15 protein-coding genes are annotated in these 18,871 nt (G+C 42.8%); 10 read left to right on the forward strand and 5 right to left on the reverse strand.

The genetic code is table 11. The features are described from left to right. Positions 1 to 11 precede the first annotated feature (11 nt). The 6 genes from QM738_RS24795 to QM738_RS24820 are packed head-to-tail and all read left to right on the forward strand — an operon-like array spanning position 12 to position 6,954. On the forward strand, positions 12 to 1,169 hold the full coding sequence (locus QM738_RS24795; protein WP_462279471.1) for a pyridoxal phosphate-dependent aminotransferase: 1,158 nt from the start codon (positions 12 to 14) through the stop codon (positions 1,167 to 1,169). A 5-nt stretch (positions 1,170 to 1,174) separates the two neighbouring features. Further along, positions 1,175 to 2,017: a prephenate dehydrogenase gene (locus QM738_RS24800; protein ID WP_462279472.1), complete on the forward strand. Its 843-nt coding sequence runs from the start codon at positions 1,175 to 1,177 to the stop codon at positions 2,015 to 2,017. A 6-nt stretch (positions 2,018 to 2,023) separates the two neighbouring features. Beyond that, on the forward strand, positions 2,024 to 2,464 hold the full coding sequence (locus QM738_RS24805) for a GNAT family N-acetyltransferase (protein WP_462279473.1): 441 nt from the start codon (positions 2,024 to 2,026) through the stop codon (positions 2,462 to 2,464). A 45-nt stretch (positions 2,465 to 2,509) separates the two neighbouring features. Beyond that, positions 2,510 to 3,598, forward strand: a complete 1,089-nt coding sequence (locus tag QM738_RS24810; RefSeq protein ID WP_462279474.1) for a chorismate mutase — start codon at positions 2,510 to 2,512, stop codon at positions 3,596 to 3,598. A 34-nt stretch (positions 3,599 to 3,632) separates the two neighbouring features. Beyond that, positions 3,633 to 5,951, forward strand: coding sequence for a 3-phosphoshikimate 1-carboxyvinyltransferase (gene aroA / locus QM738_RS24815; protein WP_462279475.1), 2,319 nt, complete (start codon positions 3,633 to 3,635; stop codon positions 5,949 to 5,951). A gap of 10 nt (positions 5,952 to 5,961) precedes the next feature. Next, a complete protein-coding gene (locus QM738_RS24820; protein WP_462279476.1) occupies positions 5,962 to 6,954 on the forward strand; it encodes a chorismate synthase in 993 nt (330 codons plus the stop codon). Here the strand turns inward: QM738_RS24820 and QM738_RS24825 are convergent. After that, positions 6,951 to 7,394, reverse strand: coding sequence for a DinB family protein (locus QM738_RS24825; RefSeq protein ID WP_462279477.1), 444 nt, complete (start codon positions 7,392 to 7,394; stop codon positions 6,951 to 6,953). The two genes, QM738_RS24820 and QM738_RS24825, sit on opposite strands and share 4 nt — an antisense overlap. Next, positions 7,391 to 8,152, reverse strand: coding sequence for a M15 family metallopeptidase (locus QM738_RS24830; RefSeq protein ID WP_462279478.1), 762 nt, complete (start codon positions 8,150 to 8,152; stop codon positions 7,391 to 7,393). Before QM738_RS24830 ends, QM738_RS24825 begins: the two co-directional genes overlap by 4 nt. An 83-nt stretch (positions 8,153 to 8,235) precedes the next feature. Between QM738_RS24830 and QM738_RS24835 the strand changes: the two genes are divergently transcribed. From QM738_RS24835 to QM738_RS24850, 4 genes are all read left to right on the forward strand, one after another. Next, on the forward strand, positions 8,236 to 9,918 hold the full coding sequence (locus QM738_RS24835) for a L,D-transpeptidase family protein (RefSeq protein WP_462279479.1): 1,683 nt from the start codon (positions 8,236 to 8,238) through the stop codon (positions 9,916 to 9,918). A gap of 40 nt (positions 9,919 to 9,958) precedes the next feature. Beyond that, positions 9,959 to 10,396: a septal ring lytic transglycosylase RlpA family protein gene (locus tag QM738_RS24840; RefSeq protein WP_462279480.1), complete on the forward strand. Its 438-nt coding sequence runs from the start codon at positions 9,959 to 9,961 to the stop codon at positions 10,394 to 10,396. Positions 10,397 to 10,520: 124 nt separating this feature from the next. Beyond that, positions 10,521 to 11,858, forward strand: coding sequence for an OmpA family protein (locus QM738_RS24845; protein ID WP_462279481.1), 1,338 nt, complete (start codon positions 10,521 to 10,523; stop codon positions 11,856 to 11,858). A gap of 82 nt (positions 11,859 to 11,940) precedes the next feature. Continuing rightward, entirely contained in the window at positions 11,941 to 12,579 is a 639-nt protein-coding gene (locus tag QM738_RS24850; RefSeq protein ID WP_462279482.1) for a DUF2238 domain-containing protein, read from the forward strand. Positions 12,580 to 12,582: 3 nt separating this feature from the next. Here the strand turns inward: QM738_RS24850 and QM738_RS24855 are convergent, their stop codons facing one another. The 3 genes from QM738_RS24855 to porW all read right to left on the reverse strand — a co-directional run bounded on the left by QM738_RS24855 (position 12,583) and on the right by porW (position 18,858). Next, a complete protein-coding gene (locus QM738_RS24855) occupies positions 12,583 to 13,413 on the reverse strand; it encodes a VanW family protein (RefSeq protein WP_462279483.1) in 831 nt (276 codons plus the stop codon). Positions 13,414 to 13,429: 16 nt separating this feature from the next. Then, the gene (locus tag QM738_RS24860) at positions 13,430 to 15,814 is read right to left on the reverse strand and encodes a transglycosylase domain-containing protein (RefSeq protein ID WP_462279484.1); all 2,385 of its coding nucleotides are present in this window, start codon (positions 15,812 to 15,814) and stop codon (positions 13,430 to 13,432) included. 80 nt (positions 15,815 to 15,894) lie between these two features. Next, a complete protein-coding gene (gene porW / locus QM738_RS24865) occupies positions 15,895 to 18,858 on the reverse strand; it encodes a type IX secretion system periplasmic lipoprotein PorW/SprE (RefSeq protein ID WP_462279485.1) in 2,964 nt (987 codons plus the stop codon). Positions 18,859 to 18,871: the final 13 nt, after the last annotated feature.

Raw genomic sequence — 18,871 nt, forward strand, 5'->3', positions numbered from 1 at the left:
TAAAAAAATATATGGAAACAGCAAAAAGATTAGAAGGCATTGGCGAATACTACTTTTCTCAAAAATTGAGAGAGATAGATGGTATGAATAAAGAAGGGAAAAACGTGATCAGCCTGGGTATTGGCAGCCCTGATCTGCCGCCGCACCCGGATGTGATAAAAGTATTGCAGGAAGAAAGCGCCAAACCCAATACACATGCGTACCAGAGTTACAAAGGCAGCCCTGTATTGCGCAATGCTATTGCGGCATGGTATAAAAAATGGTACGGCGTAACGCTGGATGCGGATTCGGAAATTCTGCCACTGATCGGCAGCAAAGAAGGGATCATGCATATCTGTATGACCTACCTGAATGAAGGTGATTTTGTGCTGATACCCAATCCCGGTTATCCAACTTATCGTGCTGCAGCTACCATTGCAGGGGCTAAATGTATGGAGTATACATTATCAGCAGAAAATAACTGGTTCCCCGATTTTGCAGCTATTGAGAATAATCTATACATCAACCGTGTAAAACTGATGTTTGTAAATTATCCGCACATGCCAACCGGGCAACTGGCTACATCGTCTTTGTTCAACCAACTGGTGATATTTGCAAAAAAATACAACATTCTTATAGTACACGATAATCCTTACAGCTTTATCCTGAATGACGAGCCGATGAGTTTATTAAGCATGGAAGAAGCAAAAGATTGTGTGATCGAATTAAACTCATTGAGTAAATCGCATAATATGGCGGGATGGAGGGTTGGTACATTGTGTGGCTCAAAGGAACGCATAGACGAAGTTTTACGTTTTAAGAGCAATATGGATAGTGGCATGTTCCTGCCCCTGCAACTGGCAGCAGCAAAAGCGCTTACATTGGAAAAAGACTGGCACGATTCCATCAATGCGATATATAAGGCAAGAAGAGAAAAAGTGTTTGAATTACTGGACCTGCTGGAATGCACATATGCAAAAGACCAGGCTGGTATGTTTGTGTGGGCTTCCATACCGGAAAATTATAAAGATGGTTACGAATTAAGCGATAAGGTGTTGTACGGTGCCAATGTATTTATAACACCCGGTGGCATTTTTGGCAGCGCCGGCGATAAATATGTACGGGTGAGTTTGTGTTGCAAGGAAGAGAATATTGATGCAGCAATAAAAAGGATAAAAGAAAATAAATAATTTTTATGACGGTTACAATTGTAGGTGTTGGTTTAATTGGCGGTTCAATGGCGCTGGCATTGAAAGATAAAGGTATTGCCACAAAAGTGATCGGCGTGGGGCGATCTGCCACCAGCATTGCAAAAGCAATTGAGCTGGGTATTATTGATGAAGCCCTTCCTTTAGAGGAAGCAGTAAAACAGGCAGATATTATCTATGTATCAATCCCGGTGGATGCTACTATACCGGTGATGATAGAAGTAATGGATATGATCACGGATAAACAGGTGGTATTGGATGCAGGTTCTACCAAGGCGGCTTTATGTGCTGCTTTAAAAGATCATCCCATGCGCAGCCGCTTTGTGGCCACGCACCCTATGTGGGGTACCGAATACAGCGGGCCGGAAGCTGCAGTACGCGGCGCTTTTGCAGGCCGTGCCTGTGTGATCTGCGAAAAAGAAAAAACAGATACAGCAGCATTGGAGCTGGTGGAAAATATTTATACAACACTGGGCATGCACATTATTTATATGGATGCGGTGAACCATGATGTGCACGCAGCCTATGTAAGCCATATCTCTCACATTACTTCTTTTGCATTGGCGAACACGGTGCTGGAAAAAGAAAAAGAAGAAGATGCGATCTTTGAAATGGCGGGCGGTGGTTTTGAAAGCACCGTGCGGTTGGCTAAAAGTAACTCGGCCATGTGGGCGCCCATCTTTATGCAGAATAAAGAAAATGTACTGGATGTATTGAATGAGCACATCTCGCAGTTAAGAAAATTCAAGGCAAGTCTTGAAAAAGAAAATATCACTTACCTGGTGGAACTGATGGAGAATGCGAATAAAATAAAAAAGATACTTAAATAAACTGGTATGATTTTTCGGGAAGCACAGAACGATGATATACAGCAGATACAGGTGGTACGCAATGCAGTAAAGGAAAATATGCTGAGCGATCCGGCCCTGGTAACTGACAAAGATTGTTCTGATTACATAACACAACGGGGCAAAGGCTGGGTTTGTGAAATTGATGGTGAAATAGTAGGTTTTTCAATTGCCGACTTAGTGGATAATAATATCTGGGCGCTCTTTGTACACCCTGATTTTGAAGCAAAAGGCATTGGCAAGATATTACATGATACAATGCTCGACTGGTATTTTGCACAACAGAAAGAAATGGTTTGGCTGAGCACCAGCCCCGGCACAAGGGCAGAAAAATTTTATGCATTGCAGGGATGGAAAGTAACGGGTGTATATGGTAAAGGCGAAACCAGGTTTGAGATGACGGCGACAGAGTGGGAGCACAAAAAATAAAATTGAGCAATAAAAAATAATTCAAAAAATTTAATCATTACAATCATGCAAACAGCAACACAATCAATGAAGGAATTAATGCAGGCAAAATGGAATAAGCGCCCATTAATTATCAGCGGACCCTGCAGCGCAGAAACAGAAGAGCAGGTATTGGAAACAGCCACACGCCTTGCCAAAACAGGTAAAATAGATGTACTCCGTGCAGGCATCTGGAAACCCCGTACCAAACCCGGTTTATTTGAAGGCATTGGTACAAAAGGTTTGCCCTGGATGGCACAGGCAAAAAAAATAACCGGCCTGCCGATCACTGTGGAAGTAGCCACCGCCAAACACGTGCAGGATGCATTGCAGTTTGATGTGGACATGCTGTGGATCGGTGCAAGAACCACCGTGAACCCTTTTAGTGTACAGGAAGTTGCTGACGCATTGCGTGGCGTTGATATTCCTGTCTTAATAAAAAATCCTATCAACCCCGACCTGGAATTATGGACCGGTGGTATTGAACGTTTGCAGAAAGTGGGCATTACACAAGTGGGTATGATACACCGTGGTTTTTCATCTTACGGTAATACTGAGTTCCGTAATGCGCCGATGTGGCATTTGCCGATAGAAATGAAAAGAAGGTTCCCTGGTATGCCGTTGATCTGTGATCCTTCGCATATTTGTGGTAACAGAACATTGCTGCAATCAGTAGCACAAAAAAGTATCGATCTTGATTTTGATGGTGTGATGATCGAAAGCCATATTGATCCGGATAAAGCATGGAGTGATGCCAAACAACAGATCACCCCCGAACGCTTAGCCGAAATACTGGACGCACTGATCTGGCGTAATGAGAATACAGATGAAAAAGAATTTGTAACCGCACTGGCCACTTTGCGTGAACAGATCAACCAACTGGATGATGAACTGATGACCATATTGAGCCAGCGTATGAAGATTGCAGATAAGATCGGCCAGTATAAAAAAGCCAATAATATTACCATCCTGCAGACCAATCGCTGGAACGAGATACTGGAAAAAGCCTATACTAAAGGAGAAAAACTGGGTTTAAGCAAAGAATTCATCACCAAGTATTTTGATGCGATCCACCTGGAAAGTATCAATCACCAGAACAATATCATGAACAGTTAACTAGCCACGGATTGCACGAATTAACACGGATATTATGACTAAAGCCGAATATAGTTTTTCAGAAAAAAAGGTCAGTTATTATTTTGATGCCGCTTTTTCTTATTTGGAAGAATTAGCGGTAAAAGAAAATACTGTTTTAATTACGGATGAAAATATCAGGGCGCTTCATTCGCAAAAATTTGAGGGCTGGAGAACAATTGTAATAAAAGCGGGAGAAGAGCACAAGCAGCAATCTACGGTTGATTTTATTATCAGTGAGTTGATAGCATTGGAGGCCGACAGGAAAACTTTTATTGTTGGTGTTGGAGGTGGCGTGGTTACAGACATTACAGGTTATGCTGCAAGTGTGTACATGCGGGGATTGAAATTTGCATTTGTACCCACCACAATTCTAGCCATGGTGGATGCTTCCATTGGAGGAAAGAATGGGGTGGATGCAGGTATATATAAAAACCTGGTGGGATTAATTAAACAACCGGAATTTTTATTGTTTGATTATTCATTGCTGCGCACATTGCCTAATGAACAATGGGTGAATGGCTTTGCAGAGATCGTCAAACATGCCTGTATAAAAGATGCACTGCTGTTTGCAAAGCTGGAAAGATATTCGCTGCATGATTTTAAAACGGATGAAAGCCTTTTGGCAGAACTGATAGAGCAGAATGTGAGTATAAAGACCAATGTAGTAGTGAACGATGAGTTTGAGCAGGGCGACCGGAAACAGCTGAACTTTGGTCACACCATCGGGCATGCTATTGAGAACCTCCATCATCTGCTGCATGGCCATGCTATCAGTATTGGTATGGTGGCAGCCTGCAATCTTTCGGAGAAATTAAGTGGCTTTCATTTTGAAGAAGCGATCCGTATCGTAAAACTGCTGGCGAAATATCATTTACCGGTGGATATAGAAACCGAGTACGAAAAAGTTTTTGAGGTGCTGAAGATGGATAAGAAGAGAAGCAGCAACCAGATGAATTTTATTCTTGCTCGAAAAAATTGGCAAAGCCGTGATAAAACCGGTGGAGCTGGAAACCCTACACAAGTATTTAAAAGAAATTTTATAGTGAAAGTATCAATAAAGCCCTCGGATATAAAGGGGGCCCTGATTGCACCTACCAGCAAAAGCTCTATGCAGCGTGCCTGTGCGGCAGCGCTGCTGCATGAAGGCGTAACAACTATCCATAATCCAGGGAAAAGCAATGATGATCTTGCTGCGTTGGGTATTATACAGCGATTAGGCGCTACTGTTAGTAATATAGAAAATAGCGAAATTGATATTCAGTCAACCGGTGTTCAGCCGGTGTCTGGCAGTATCAGTTGTGGGGAAAGTGGTTTATCCATACGTATGTTTACTCCCATTGCTGCATTAAGCGGGCAGTCTTTAACCATTAACGGAACAGGCAGTTTATTAAAACGCCCCATGAATTTTTTTGACGAGATATTGCCATTGCTGGATATTAAAGTAGCATCTAATGCTGGTATGCTGCCATTGCAGATAAAAGGGCCGCTGCAACCAAAGGACATCACTATTGATGGATCGTTAAGCTCACAGTTTTTGACAGGATTATTATTTGCTTTTGCCAAAGCTGCAACTAACCCTGTGACCATTTCTGTAAACGATCTTAAAAGCAAACCTTATATTGATCTTACCCTGCAGGTAATGCAGCATTTTGGTTATGCGATTCAAAATAATAACTATAATTCTTTTACCATTCAACCAGGCAATAACTTAAGCGGTAAAACAATCAGTTATACTGTAGAAGGCGACTGGAGCGGTGGTGCATTTTTATTGGTAGCGGGTGCTATTGGAGGCAAGATCGTTGTTAAAGGGTTGGATCCATTTTCCACCCAGGCGGATAAAGCGGTGTTACAGGCGATCATCGCAAGCGGTGCTACCATTTCTGTTGAAGAAAAACAAATTGAAATTGCCCCGCCATCAATCGGATTGTCAGCATTGAAACCTTTTCATTTCAACGCCACCGATTGCCCGGATCTTTTTCCACCACTGGTTGCATTGGCAGCTTATTGCAACGGCACCTCCGTTATTGAAGGGGTAAGCCGTTTGGCACATAAAGAAAGTAATCGTGGATTAACTTTGCAGGAAGAATTTGCAAAAATGGGCGTAGAGATCATTTTGCAGGACGATTTGATGATGATAAAAGGCGGCGAAGGTTTAAAGGGGGCTACGGTTCATTCGCGGCACGATCACCGCATTGCAATGGCCTGTGCTGTGGCTGCTTTAAAGGCCGAAGGCGAAACTATTATTGAAGAGGCCGAAGCGATCAATAAATCGTATCCTGATTTTTACGAACACCTGCAGTTATTGAATGCTGCTGTATCTTTAATTAATTAAAATATTTTCGATGAATTCTTTTGGCCGTTTATTCAGGATACACATTTTTGGCGAATCGCATGGTGATTGTGCTGGTGTAACGATCGATGGTTGCCCGGCGGGTCTGCCTTTAACTGTGGAGGATTTTTATACAGATATTGAAAGAAGAAAAGGCGGTACAAAAGGCACCACGCCGAGAAAGGAAGATGATATTCCCGAGATCATCAGCGGTTGGTTCAATGAAAGAACAACGGGTGCGCCACTCACTATTCTTTTTAAAAATAAAAATACCCGTAGTGGAGATTATGAAAAGCAGCGTGCATTTCCGCGGCCGGGCCATGCTGATTTCGTTGCGCAGAAAAAATTCGGCGGCTTTGAAGATTTCAGGGGCAGCGGACATTTCAGCGGCCGTTTAACAGTAGCATTGGTGGCAGCAGGTGTTGTGGCAAAAAAAATACTGAATGAAATAAAAGTGGCATCCACCATTTTGGAAATTGGCGGCGAAGCAGATCTCGATAAAGGCTTGCAGCGAGCCATAGACGAAAAGGATAGTATTGGCGGCATTGTAGAATGCCGTGTAAATAATTTACCGGTTGGCCTGGGCGAACCTTTTTTTGATTCGGTGGAGTCCGTGATCAGTCATGCGGTTTTTGCGATACCTGCAGTACGCGGTATTGAATTCGGTACCGGCTTTGCAGCTGCAAAAATGTTTGGCAGCAAGCACAATGATGCTATTGCAGACGCCACCGGGAAAACAGTTACCAATCATGCCGGTGGAGTAGTGGGCGGTATCAGTAATGGTAACGAACTGGTGTTCCGCATTGCAGTAAAACCAACTTCTTCCACTCCTAAGGACCAGGAATCACTGAATTGGGAAACCAATACGGTGGAACATTTTTCTATCAAGGGTCGACACGATCTTTGCATTGCATTGCGTGTACCGGTAGTGCTGGAAGCTGTTACGGCTTTTGTACTGGCCGACCTGATGATGCTGGAAAATAAGATCAGCAGGATACATCACTAAGCCAGTAACCTGCGATGATAATTGATCTGTCCTAAATGATACGAAAGGTGTGTGGTGAGGTGTACCAGTAAAAATCCTGTTGTTAAAGGCTTTCCAAAAACTTCTATCGGAAAATTCTTTTCCAGGTCTTCTGCTGTGAGTTTCGATAAAGTTGTGTTTACTATTGAGATGGTCTGCTCAATATGTGCGCACAAATCTTTTTGAGGAATATCCTTTAAATTGAATTCTTTTTCTCTTTCCCGCACATAACCTGTATTGCCTAATACAGCCCCGATAAAATGATTCAGGTTGCCGAGCAGGTGCAAACAAAGATTTCCCCCGCTGTTGCCAATACCTTCTTTAATGATCCATAAACTGTTTTCATCTTTATATAAACCTATTTCGGTTTTTAATTTATTGAGATCCCGCTCAAAAAGTTCGCTTACAATTGCAGTAGTCATTTGTGTATGTTTTTATTGTTTTGTTCCAGTTCTTTAAAATCAATATCCAGCAATTCAAAGTTTGCAGCATTGGGCAAATAGTAATGCCACCATTCTGTATCCAGCGCTTTAAAACCATGCTCCTCCATTATTTTCTTCAGCAACAAACGGTTTTGTAATATTTCTTTTGGCAAGTCTGTAAAAGCATGATGCGCCGAATCAGTAAAATTATCAAAGCCGGTACCCATCGGCAATTCTTTTTTTGTTTTCAGATCCACCAGTGTAAGATCCACCGCAATACCGCGGTTGTGCCCGCTGCCTTTTTTAGGGTCTGCCGCATAGCGGTCGTCTTTCACCGGTTCCCACATTCTTTCTGTAACAGCATACGGACGATAGGCATCAAATATTTTTATACCCAATCCTTTTTTCTTTAACAACTGCTGAATTTTTAATAAAGAATCTGCAGCCGCTTTCCGTAAAAAAGTAGTGTTGAGGGCAGGATACAATTGTACATGCATAAAATTATTAGTACCGGCATAACGCAGATCAAGCAGGATAGAAGGAATATGCTTTTTAATATCGATCATTTGCTTGGCAGCATTGTTAATTGCAGTTTTATTGAGTATGTCCGTTGAATGGATCACCCAAAGGCCATATTTATTCAGCACGGTATCATTTACCGGCTTACCCGGGTTTTGTGCACCCGCAACACACGCTGTTAATAAAAAAACAACGCTATAAATTACGATTAATTGAAACCTATGTATTATCTTGTTCATATAAACAGATCCTCCGGAAGACAAAAGTACCCAGAAATAACAATTTTTGAGCTTAGCATATGTATCACACCAGGAACCCTTACTTGCAAATTACGATCGTCATTTTATGTCTTTTCATTCTTTCCTGCAATAATTCCAATGCACCAAAGGAGAAAGAGATCGTAGACAGTCCCGCAGAAATGGATAATAAAATGAGTGAAAGCATACAGCAAACGCTCGAATTCGCCCTTAAAAATAATGGAAAGATCAACGACAGCATCAAGCTGAACCTTGCTTCGATCGTGAATGATTTTTATACCGCGGCTTCTTATCAACCGGTATGGAGCAGTAAGGAAAGCTGGCAACCACTTGCCGACAGTCTTTTTCATTTTATCAGCAATGCGCAGGAAGAAGGATTATTTCCGAAGGATTATCATTTTAAAAACCTTGGATCACTTAAACACACACTGGATACGGATTCATTGAAACGTATGGATGCCGCTTTATGGACAAAGGCCGACCTGTTGTTCACCGACGCATTCATGCGCATTATAAAAGATCTTAAACACGGGCGCCTGCAACCCGATAGCATTACACTCAATAAAGACTCACTGGGGGCAGGTAATTTTTTTGTTAAGAATTTAAATGAGCTGGTGGCTAAAAAACAATTCTCTTCACTGCTGAATTCATTACAGCCCGCCAACAAAGGTTATTGGGAACTTAAAAAAGGTATCCGCCGTTTTTTAGACAGTATGGATACCAAGACTTACACGTATGTAACTTATCCCTATAAAAAAGGCGATACAAAAGATTCTCTTTTCTTTATTAAAACATTGCAGAAACGATTGAGTGAAAGTGGTGATATAGAATTATCTGCTAAATTACCCGACTCCACACAATTGAGTGCGGCCATCTCTAAATACCAGAAGCAGAAAGGCATTAAGCCCGATGGTAAGATCGGCGCTGCAACCGTAAGGATCATGAACACGAGTGATGAAGAACGGTTTAAAAGAATTGCGATCACGCTTGACCGTTATAAACAATTGCCAGACCAGATGCCTGAAAAATATATCTGGGTAAACCTGCCCGGTTATTATTTGTGGGTGGTGGATCATGATACGATCGCACTGGAATCGAAAGTGATCTGCGGCAAACCGGATACCAGGACACCGTTACTGAACAGCGAGATCACAGATATGGTCACTTATCCCACCTGGACGGTACCCACCAGCATTATTGCCAAGCAATATTTGCCCAGGTTAAAGAACAACCCGGGATATCTATCCAAATTGGGGCTGAAGCTGGTGAACGGTAAGGGTGAAACAGTGGATGGTTCCAGTGTGAACTGGAGCAAATATTCCAAGGGCATACCTTTTAAAGTGATGCAGAACAGTGGTGATAATAATGCCCTGGGTATCTTTAAATTCAACTTTAATAACCCTTACGCGGTATACTTGCATGATACGAATCAGCGTTATCTTTTTAAGAATAGCGCCCGTGCGCTGAGCCATGGTTGTGTAAGGGTGCAGGACTGGGAGCAACTGGCTTATTATGTGGCCCGTAACGACAGTATGAATGCAAAGAATACCAGTGAACTGAAGTATAATACCGATTCTATCAAAAACTGGATAGCGCATAAAGAAAAGCACCGCATTGATGTAAAGAACAGGATACCGATCTATATCCGCTACTTCAGTTGCGAGGGAAAAGATGGAAAGATCAAGTTTTACGACGATATTTACGGCGAGGATAAAGTGGCAAGGGAAAAATATTTTGCAGACAAATAAGCCTGGATTCAACCTTTCCTAACCATAATTAATAGCTTGCATGAGACCAATTTTTAAGAAAAACCATCTTCAAACAGCCTTTTTGGCCGCAGCAGCACTGTTTTTTACCGTTACTGCAGCCGCACAGGTGGATACGGCGGCAAAAAAGGCCAGCGCCAAGCCCAAAAGGGTGCTTTACGGCATGGCCAGCTTTTATTCCAGTAAATTCAATGGCAAAAAAACAGCTTCGGGTGAGATATTCAGCCAGAATAAGCTTACCTGTGCCTGTAATATACTGCCGCTGGGCACCTGGATAAGGGTGACCAACCAGCGCAATGGCCGTACCGTGATCGTTAAGACCAACGACCGCCTGCACCCACGTATGAAGCGTATTATCGACCTTACCAAGGCGGCAGCCGTTAAGCTGGGATATGTATCATCGGGCCTTACAAGGGTAAAAGTGGAGGTTTTGGGTAAAAAGCCGCCTGCAGGCCTTTAAAATGGCCTTTTGAGGCTTTATAAAGGTTTGTTTCTGAAATGATTCGTTTCAATTATGTGTGTAAATTATTTTACGTTTTGCGCCTAAGAAGGTATTTTTGCCAGAATTAAGTAAACTAATAAATATGAAGAAAATTTTATTGTCATTCTTAGCCACAGGACTGCTTTTCAGCAGCTTTGGTCAGAATGATTACAAGAAGCGTCCGGCACTGGGTATTAATTTTATTTTGAATGATTTTAAAACGGCCAGCTTATTGCGTACCTCGGGTATTTCTAATGTAGTTACAAGCAAACAGTGGAAGCATACAAAAGATATGGCGGCAGGTATCGGTATCAACTATATCCAGGGTTTGACCAACAATATCGATTTTGAAGCGGGTATTTCCAGCTCTTTCCTCGATTATCCTGTTCCAGGCAAAGTATCGGATGGTAATACCCATCTTTTGCTGGAAGGTGTTGCAACTGCCAACCTTAAACTGCTGAGCGATAAATACTGGGTAAGCCCTTATCTTACCGGTGGTGTGGGTATCTCAAAATACAAAGGCTACTATGGCGCCCTGATCCCTGTTGGTATCGGTTTGCAGGTAAATCTTTTTGACGAAGCATTCTTATTGATCAATTCTCAATACCGTATTCCTATTACAGAGAACGGTGCGTATCATTTATACCACAGCTTTGGCATTGCCGGCAATATCGGTAAAAAGAAAGAAGTGGTGATCCCTCCACCGCCTCCGCCACCAGTTGTGGAAGCGCCAAAAGACAGGGATGGTGATGGCGTACTGGATGTGGATGACAAATGCCCGGATGTAAAAGGCCTGGCCTCATTACAAGGCTGCCCCGACAGGGATGGCGACGGCATTGCTGATGCAGAAGATAAATGTCCTGATGTAGCAGGTTTGGCAAAATACAATGGTTGCCCTATTCCTGATACAGATGGCGACGGTATCAACGATGAACTGGATAAATGTCCGAAAGAAAAAGGTTTTGCACGTTACCAGGGATGCCCGATTCCTGATAAGGATAAAGACGGTGTAAATGATGAAGAAGATAAATGCCCTAACGAAGCAGGTCCTGCCAGCAACTATGGCTGCCCTGTAATTGCTCAGGCAGTTATCGATAAGATCAACTATGCGGCTAAGAACATCTTCTTTGCAACAGGCAGCGCTAAATTGTTACCTAAATCTTTCAAATCTTTGAACGATGTTGTGAAGATACTGGGCGATGACGCTACTTTAAAACTGGACATCGACGGTCATACCGACAGCCAGGGTAAACCTGATAAGAACCAGACCTTGAGCGAAAACAGGGCGAATGCTGTAAAAGCATACCTGGTTAGCAAAGGTGTGGATGCCAGCAAATTATTTGCAGCGGGCCATGGACAGGATATGCCAGTTGCAGATAACAAAACTGCTGCCGGCCGTGCAAAGAACCGCAGGGTGGAAATGAAAGCGAGGAACTATTAATCAATCGGTTTTTTAAAATACTTAAAGCAGGGTTCGATTCATTTCAAACCCTGCTTTTTTTTAAACCCTGTAAAATCAACCTATGTCCTTTTCTACCGCTGTAAGTGCCGAACGAAAGAGTTTTAAACAGAACCACCTGCTTAAGATCTACCTGCTGGTATTTTTTGCCTGCTGGCTCGGCACCTTTATCAATACACCTAACCGGCAAAACTGGTTCACCGAAAATGTGCTTACCACTATCTTTATTTCGGGTATCCTTATCAGCTATAAAAAATTTAAATTCAGTGACCTCAGTTACACGCTGTTCTTTGTATACATACTGCTGCATATTTATGGCGCTGAATATACTTATGCCGAAAACCCTTTCGGCTACTGGCTGAAGGATGCTTTGCATTTGAACCGCAATTATTACGATCGTATCGTGCATTTCAGTTTTGGCTTTATGCTGGCCTATCCCATGCGGGATTATTTTAAGAATTACATGCATTGGCCCGACTGGGTTTGCTGGGTGCTGCCGGTGGAGATCACCATGTCTTTCAGCGCCGCCTACGAACTGATAGAATGGCTGGTGGCCGATGTATTTTATCCAGAAGAAGGCGCGGCATATTTAGGCAGCCAGGGCGATATATGGGATGCACAAAAAGATATGGGTATTGCTTTTGCAGGCGCTATCTTATCCATGCTCATCTTCAGGATCATAAAAGCAGTGTGGAAGAAGTAAATGTTATTTTTCTGCTTCAGTAAATCCGGGAGGAGTGTAGGTTACCCTTGCAAAATTCTTTGTGATCAGTTCGGTACTTACAATTTTACCGCTTTGAAATTTGAGGATCTTGTGCCGCCATATTTCATTCTTCCTGTAAAACACATTTTCTATTTTAAGAAAAGCATGTTCCTTTTCTTCTACATGATAGGCATAATCCAGTTCTTCATTGATCCTTAATTCTCCTTCCAGGCATTTTTCGCTGAACCAGAGATTGACCTGGAAAGTATGCTGCGTATTATTAGTGAATTGAAAATCCCTGTAGTTATAAAACACCGTTGCACCGCTTCCAAAAGGTAATACACGTCCATCATCGGGAAAAGGATCGAAAGAGTGATGATATCGTTCTGTTACTGTTAAAGGACTATGTATCACCAGCCAGTGAATAAGGTTCGATATCTGGCAGATGCCGCCACCAATGCCGGCCCTTGCTTCGCCAAACGATAATTCCATACCGGGCAGGTAGCCCTTACGTTTAGTAGGCCTGCCTACCAGTTTACAAAACGAAAAAGTTTGGCCGGGTTGTATAATGATACCATTGATGTTTGCCGCTGCAATTTTAAGATTGGTCACTTTATTGATCTGCAGTTGCGCATTATTGTCGCCCAGTTTTTTCAATAAAACCGACTGGTGTTTTTTTATCCTGAAGGGGAGTGGTTCATTCGTTCTGAATGAAGCATAGCTTTTACTGTCAGTATACCACTGCCATTGCCGTTTAAGGCGTTTGGTCCAAACCGAAATAAAATAGAGTGCAGGGTGCCGCTGGCTGAGTAATTTTTTTTGTTGTTCTTTCACCTTTTAAAGGCGATTGTTAATAATCATTTTTTTCTTTCTCTTTCTTGATCGTAGTCTTTTCTTTATCAGTCAGGGGCCTTACCAGCGGGGTTGATTGTTGGGGCGCTTTGGGATCCTGTTTTTCCACTGGTTTATTTTTTGTTTTTGAATTGGTATCAGCAGCAGGTTTTTTTATTTCGCTTTCAATGGGAATAGCTTCCTGTTGTTGCGCCGGTTCAAAAAAATCATTCGGATCTTTACTGTCAGCATCAATTACGCTGTCACCTGCGTTGAAAAGATTTTTTTCTGCATCGGCAGATAATTCCACATTACCCATTACAGCAGGTTTTTCAAATTCTTTTATCTTGCCATAACCCAGTTTTTTATCTGCATATACCTTGCTCATAAAAATACCCCATTTAGGCGCTGCCATTTCATTACCACCCGATGTACCGGAGTATATCCTTATGAAAGGATCTTCGCAACCCACCCAGGTACCGGCCAGTAATTCAGGCGTATAACCAATGAACCATCCATCGGCGTTGTCATCGGTCGTACCGGTTTTGCCTGCTTTTTCAACAGGGATATTATAACTGTTCAACCTGGCCGCTGTACCAAATTTTATAACGCCCTGCATCAGCTGTACCATCGTGTAAGCAGAGCTTTCGCTCATTACCTGTTTGCTTTCCGGTACAAATTCCTGCAGCACATTACCGCTTTTATCTTCAATGCGGGTAACCAGTATCGGTTCAGTATTAAAACTCTTGTTGGGGAACATGGTGTATGCCCGCAGCATTTCCAGCATTGGAATTTCTGTTGCACCCAATGCCAGTGAAATGTAAGGATTCAGTTCTGCTTTTACACCGCAGCTTTTTGCAAATTCAATGATCCTTTTTACACCCACCAGGTTGGCAATTCTCACCGCCGCTGTGTTTTTGGAAAATGCAAGACAGTTGGCAAGCGTACCGCCGCCGCCTTTAAAGGTCCTCATTTCGTTGCCATATTTTACAGCGCCGCCCGGTATCTCTGTCTGTAAAGTATAACCAGCATCCTGCACGCCTAAAGAATAAATTAATGGCTTGATAGTAGAACCAACCTGGCGCTTGGTGGTGATATGATCGAATTTGAACCATTTATAATCGATACCACCTACCCAGCATTTTACCTCGCCCGTCCTTGGGTCCATTGCCGCAAAAGAGGTTTGCAGTAACTGCTTGTGGTATTTAATGGAATCATACGGCGTCATGATCGTATCTTTTTCCCGCTTGGCATTCCAGGCAAATACCTTCATTTTTACAGGAACGAAAAAGGTCTTTTTAATATCCTCTTCCTTCATTTCATCGTCTTTAAGATTCTTCCATCTTTCAGAATATTTCATGGCCGACTCTATTGTGGTCTCGTGTCCCTTCCACATCCTGTCGGCATTGTTCTTCATGATATAATCCAGTTTTTTCTGTATCTGCGGCATGTGCTCCACCACGGCTTCTTCTGCATACTGCTGCATTTTACTGTTGATGGTGGTATAGATCTTAAGCCCGTCCCTTAAAAGATCATAAGGCTCACCCGTCTTAGGATTTTTATGATCTGCACACCATGCTTTCAGTTTATCTTTTAAAACATCGCGGAAGTAGGGGGCAATACCAATGTTCTCGTCAATTTTTTTATAATTGGTGATCAACGGTTTTGCCTTCAGTTTTGCAGCCGCTTCTTCGGTAAGAAAATGTTGTTTGCACACCACCATCTGGTTGATAACTGTATTCCTCCTGTCGAGCGCCGCTTTTGGTTTGGTGATGGGATTGTAGATAAAACCCTTCAGCATACCTACCAATACAGCTGCTTCTTCTATTTTCAGATCTTTAGGTTCTTTCTGGAAATACATCCGTGATGCATTGCGTATGCCGAATACATTGCCCCAGGGAGCACGGTTCAGGTACAGTGTAATTATTTCTTCTTTGGTAAAATTGCGTTCCAGTTTAACAGCTACTATCCATTCTTTCATCTTATCGATACTTCGCCTGATAATATTACCCTTACCCTGGCCGAGCATCATCTTTGCCACCTGCTGCGTAATGGTACTGCCACCGCCTTGTGTACCCAGTGTAAATACCACCCTGCCCAATGCCTGTGCATCAATACCGGAATGGTCGTAAAACCTTTCATCTTCAGTAGCGATCAAAGCATTGATAACGTTGGGGGATATCTCGCTGTATTTTACTTCGCTGCGGTTCTCTGCATAATATTTTCCCATCAGCACACCATCGCTGGAGTAGATCTCGCTGGCAAGATCGGCTTCCGGATTTTCCAGTTCTGCAATAGAAGGCATTTTTCCAAACAGGCCGAAATTTGCACATAGCAGCATAATGATCACAAGAGCAAATCCGCAAAGGAAAAGCCGCCAGAAAATTTTAATAGAGCGCTTCATGAAGGGGGTGTGTTATGGTTATGGTTGTAATGCTGAGTACAAATATACTTGCAGCGGTTAATTATTGGCCCTGCCACCTGTTAAAACTTGCCGGGATATTGTTTATTTAACAGGGCCTTATAGCCTGCAATATCTTTATTGGTCTTTAATACCTGCAGGTTTTCGGCCGTAATGATCACAAATGAATATTTAGCGGCCGGCAGCCAGGAAACTTCCCTGGGTGCATCCCTTTTTATCTTATTGTAATATTCCAGGGCAGCGGCGCCATCCGCAAAAGGCGATATCAGCAGCAAGCTGCGCTCACCGTCAATAGCATCCCTGGCTATATTAATAGTTTGACCATAATAATTTGTTTGGTTATACCGGCCGAATGCATTCTTCGCTTCATTGATGAACACTCCATCCACCTTATCCAGTATCATAATCACATAATGCGGCGAATCGGGTTTTATTACAAATGAACCATTCGTTAGCAGTGGTGCAGCTTTTGGAACCGTGTCTTTAATAACCGGTGCTTTTACAGCCGGTTGCTGTATCACGGCAGGAGGGGCTTTTACAACCGGTGCCTGTGGCTTCGGGGCGGGCTTTTCATCCTGCATCAACACCTTATCATCTTCCATGCGGGTAACCTGCAGGTTGGTAAGGTATGATTCAATTTCTTTTCTTCTCTTCAGCACATCGATCATGGTGGCCGCTTTATCTTTCAGCGGAGAAGCAGGATTGTTAGTGATAATATTATTCAGGCCAACAATAGCAAGGCTATCGTTGTGCTGCTTTACGTTGTACAGGGCTTCTATGTACAGCAATTGCGGGGTCCAGTAATTTACGCCGTACTGGGCATCTGCTTTTTTCTTTTCGCTTACAGCTTCATCAAAGTTTCCTTCAATAAAAAGGTTGTAAATATTCTCATAGGTCTTGGTGGCCTGCGGATCTTTACTATTAGGATTGAAAGCAGCAGGATTGCTCAGCATCAATGCCGATTTGCTGCTGGCAAATTTACTGTTCAGCAGGTTCTTGTAATAATTGGCTCTTTCGGTATTGCCCAATTTGGTATAGCTGTAATATAATCCAAGATACACTTCACCATCACGTAGATTGTTCGGGAAACGGCGCAGGTATTCTTCGTAGGTCTTTACAGCTTCTTCATGATCTTCCAGTTCGTCTTTATACAATTTAGCAAGATTGAAAAGATTATCTGCAATGGTAAGATTACTGCTGTCGATCTTTTCTGGTGTTAACGGCACATCACCCATTAAAGATTCGTAAGTGATGTCCGCCGGTTGTGCGGCACCGTTAGTAGCGTTATTGTTAAGAATGTTGGTGATATTATTGGCCGCATTTTTAGTAGCCAGGTCCAGCGCCGATTTCCTGCGCCAGTTATCTACATTCAGGCGGTTGCCCCAGCGGTTCTTGAATTCATTATAGCCTTTGGATTTAAGCGAACTGTTATAAAAATACCATTCGCCCTTGGTATTGCTGGAGGCAAAGATGTCAGCAGGCGTATTGGTCTTGGTATCTATCTGCGATACTCCGCCGCTGGAAGCGCCATCATCCTTTAAGCCGTTTTCCTTGCGCAATGTTTTAACCATCTTTTTTATGAAGAGGTCCCTGTCAGCTGGTGTCATGGCTGCAATACGCTGCAGGCTGTCTTCTCTTTCAATGGCAGCAGTATAAGCAACGATCTTTGTAAGCGCTGCACGCCTTGCCTGCACACCGGCAAGATCGGTGGTGAAAGTGGTATCGCTCAGCTGCAGGCTATCGTACATAGCAGCAGCCAGTTTGTATAATTTACGTTTGTATGCAATATCGCCTAATTGCAGGTAAGCCTTGTTCTTATAGCTGATATTATTCTGGTTATACTTGATGCTCTTGTCGAAATAAATGATCGCGTTATTCGTGTCCGGTTTCTGCATCGAAAGCTGGCCGGCGGAATAATAAACAATATCACGGTAGGCCTCATACTTATCTTTTTTAGCCATGTGCAAAAGTGTGCTGATACTGTTATTCAGCTCCTTCATGTCATCACCACTCTTGAACATTTTGGCATCATTCAGCCTTGCATAAATATCCATCAGCGGGTCGTAAGTATGTTTGGATGCTTTACCGTAATACTCAGACGCTTTATCCGTAAGCCCGTTCATTTCGTATAGCTGTGCCAGTAAGAATTCGCGGCGGGATTTATCCTGTTTGTCATCTGCATTGCTCAATGCTTTTTCCAGGTGTACGGCTGCACTGTCGTAGCCGCCCTGTTTAAAATACCAGTAGGCATTTACTTCATCCAGGTCGTTCTGTAATCGCTTGGGCAGGTTGGCATCATTCTGCAGGGTATTGATAAGGCCGGCGCTTTCACCATACTCATTCTGTTCTATCAAAGTGCGGGCGAGCCATATCAGCGCATCATTGCGGCTGGGTGGCAGGGAAGCAATTTTCTGTAAAATATTCAGTTTTTCCTTATTGGCAATAGAGATGTTATTGCCCGTGGCAGATTCATTGGTTCCCACCACACGGTTATCATCTTCATGCTTTTTTCTTGGAAATAAATTGTAGTTAATGAACTGGAAGGTCAATGCAGCCGAATCAAAATCCTTGCGGTAGTAATATGCTTTACCGATGAGCAGGTACATATTATCGATCCAGTCATTGCGCAGGTCGTGCAGTAGAATGCCCGCCGTGCATTTGTAGATCACGGAGTCCAGCTCCTGTTTTTGGTTGGCAGTATTATCTAACGAATAAGGATAAAAAGGCAACAGTTTACTGTAGTCGTCTTTGGTGCCCATCTTGGCCCTTTCCACCACGGCATTTACTTTGTTATTGGAATTAAAGTAATAGTTGTAGTGGGTAATGGTATTCTGTATAAAATGCCTGGAAGTGGTAAATTTTTTATCCGCGGTCTTTTCCGAACCCAGTTTACGTTCCTCGTATTTTTCCGGTTTCTTTTCTTTTCCAAAAGGGTCTAAAGTCCATGTGGGCTGGGCTACAGCTTTAAAAAAGCAGGTACTAATAACAACAAATAAAAACGTGAGAAAAACAGTTTTTTTCAGCATGAATCAAAAGGTT

Origin of the sequence: Ferruginibacter sp. (genome assembly GCF_049840995.1) — a bacterium.
Lineage (GTDB): Bacteria > Bacteroidota > Bacteroidia > Chitinophagales > Chitinophagaceae > Ferruginibacter.

Excerpts from the sequence above, each read along its gene's own strand:
- QM738_RS24795 (WP_462279471.1), top strand. The coding sequence starts at position 12 with ATGGAAACAGCAAAAAGATTAGAAGGCATTGGCGAATACTACTTTTCT.
- QM738_RS24800 (WP_462279472.1), top strand. The coding sequence starts at position 1,175 with ATGACGGTTACAATTGTAGGTGTTGGTTTAATTGGCGGTTCAATGGCG.
- QM738_RS24805 (WP_462279473.1), top strand. The coding sequence starts at position 2,024 with ATGATTTTTCGGGAAGCACAGAACGATGATATACAGCAGATACAGGTG.
- QM738_RS24810 (WP_462279474.1), top strand. The coding sequence starts at position 2,510 with ATGCAAACAGCAACACAATCAATGAAGGAATTAATGCAGGCAAAATGG.
- aroA (WP_462279475.1), top strand. The coding sequence starts at position 3,633 with ATGACTAAAGCCGAATATAGTTTTTCAGAAAAAAAGGTCAGTTATTAT.
- QM738_RS24820 (WP_462279476.1), top strand. The coding sequence starts at position 5,962 with ATGAATTCTTTTGGCCGTTTATTCAGGATACACATTTTTGGCGAATCG.
- QM738_RS24825 (WP_462279477.1), bottom strand. The coding sequence starts at position 7,394 with ATGACTACTGCAATTGTAAGCGAACTTTTTGAGCGGGATCTCAATAAA.
- QM738_RS24830 (WP_462279478.1), bottom strand. The coding sequence starts at position 8,152 with ATGAACAAGATAATACATAGGTTTCAATTAATCGTAATTTATAGCGTT.
- QM738_RS24840 (WP_462279480.1), top strand. The coding sequence starts at position 9,959 with ATGAGACCAATTTTTAAGAAAAACCATCTTCAAACAGCCTTTTTGGCC.
- QM738_RS24845 (WP_462279481.1), top strand. The coding sequence starts at position 10,521 with ATGAAGAAAATTTTATTGTCATTCTTAGCCACAGGACTGCTTTTCAGC.
- QM738_RS24850 (WP_462279482.1), top strand. The coding sequence starts at position 11,941 with ATGTCCTTTTCTACCGCTGTAAGTGCCGAACGAAAGAGTTTTAAACAG.
- QM738_RS24860 (WP_462279484.1), bottom strand. The coding sequence starts at position 15,814 with ATGAAGCGCTCTATTAAAATTTTCTGGCGGCTTTTCCTTTGCGGATTT.
- porW (WP_462279485.1), bottom strand. The coding sequence starts at position 18,858 with ATGCTGAAAAAAACTGTTTTTCTCACGTTTTTATTTGTTGTTATTAGT.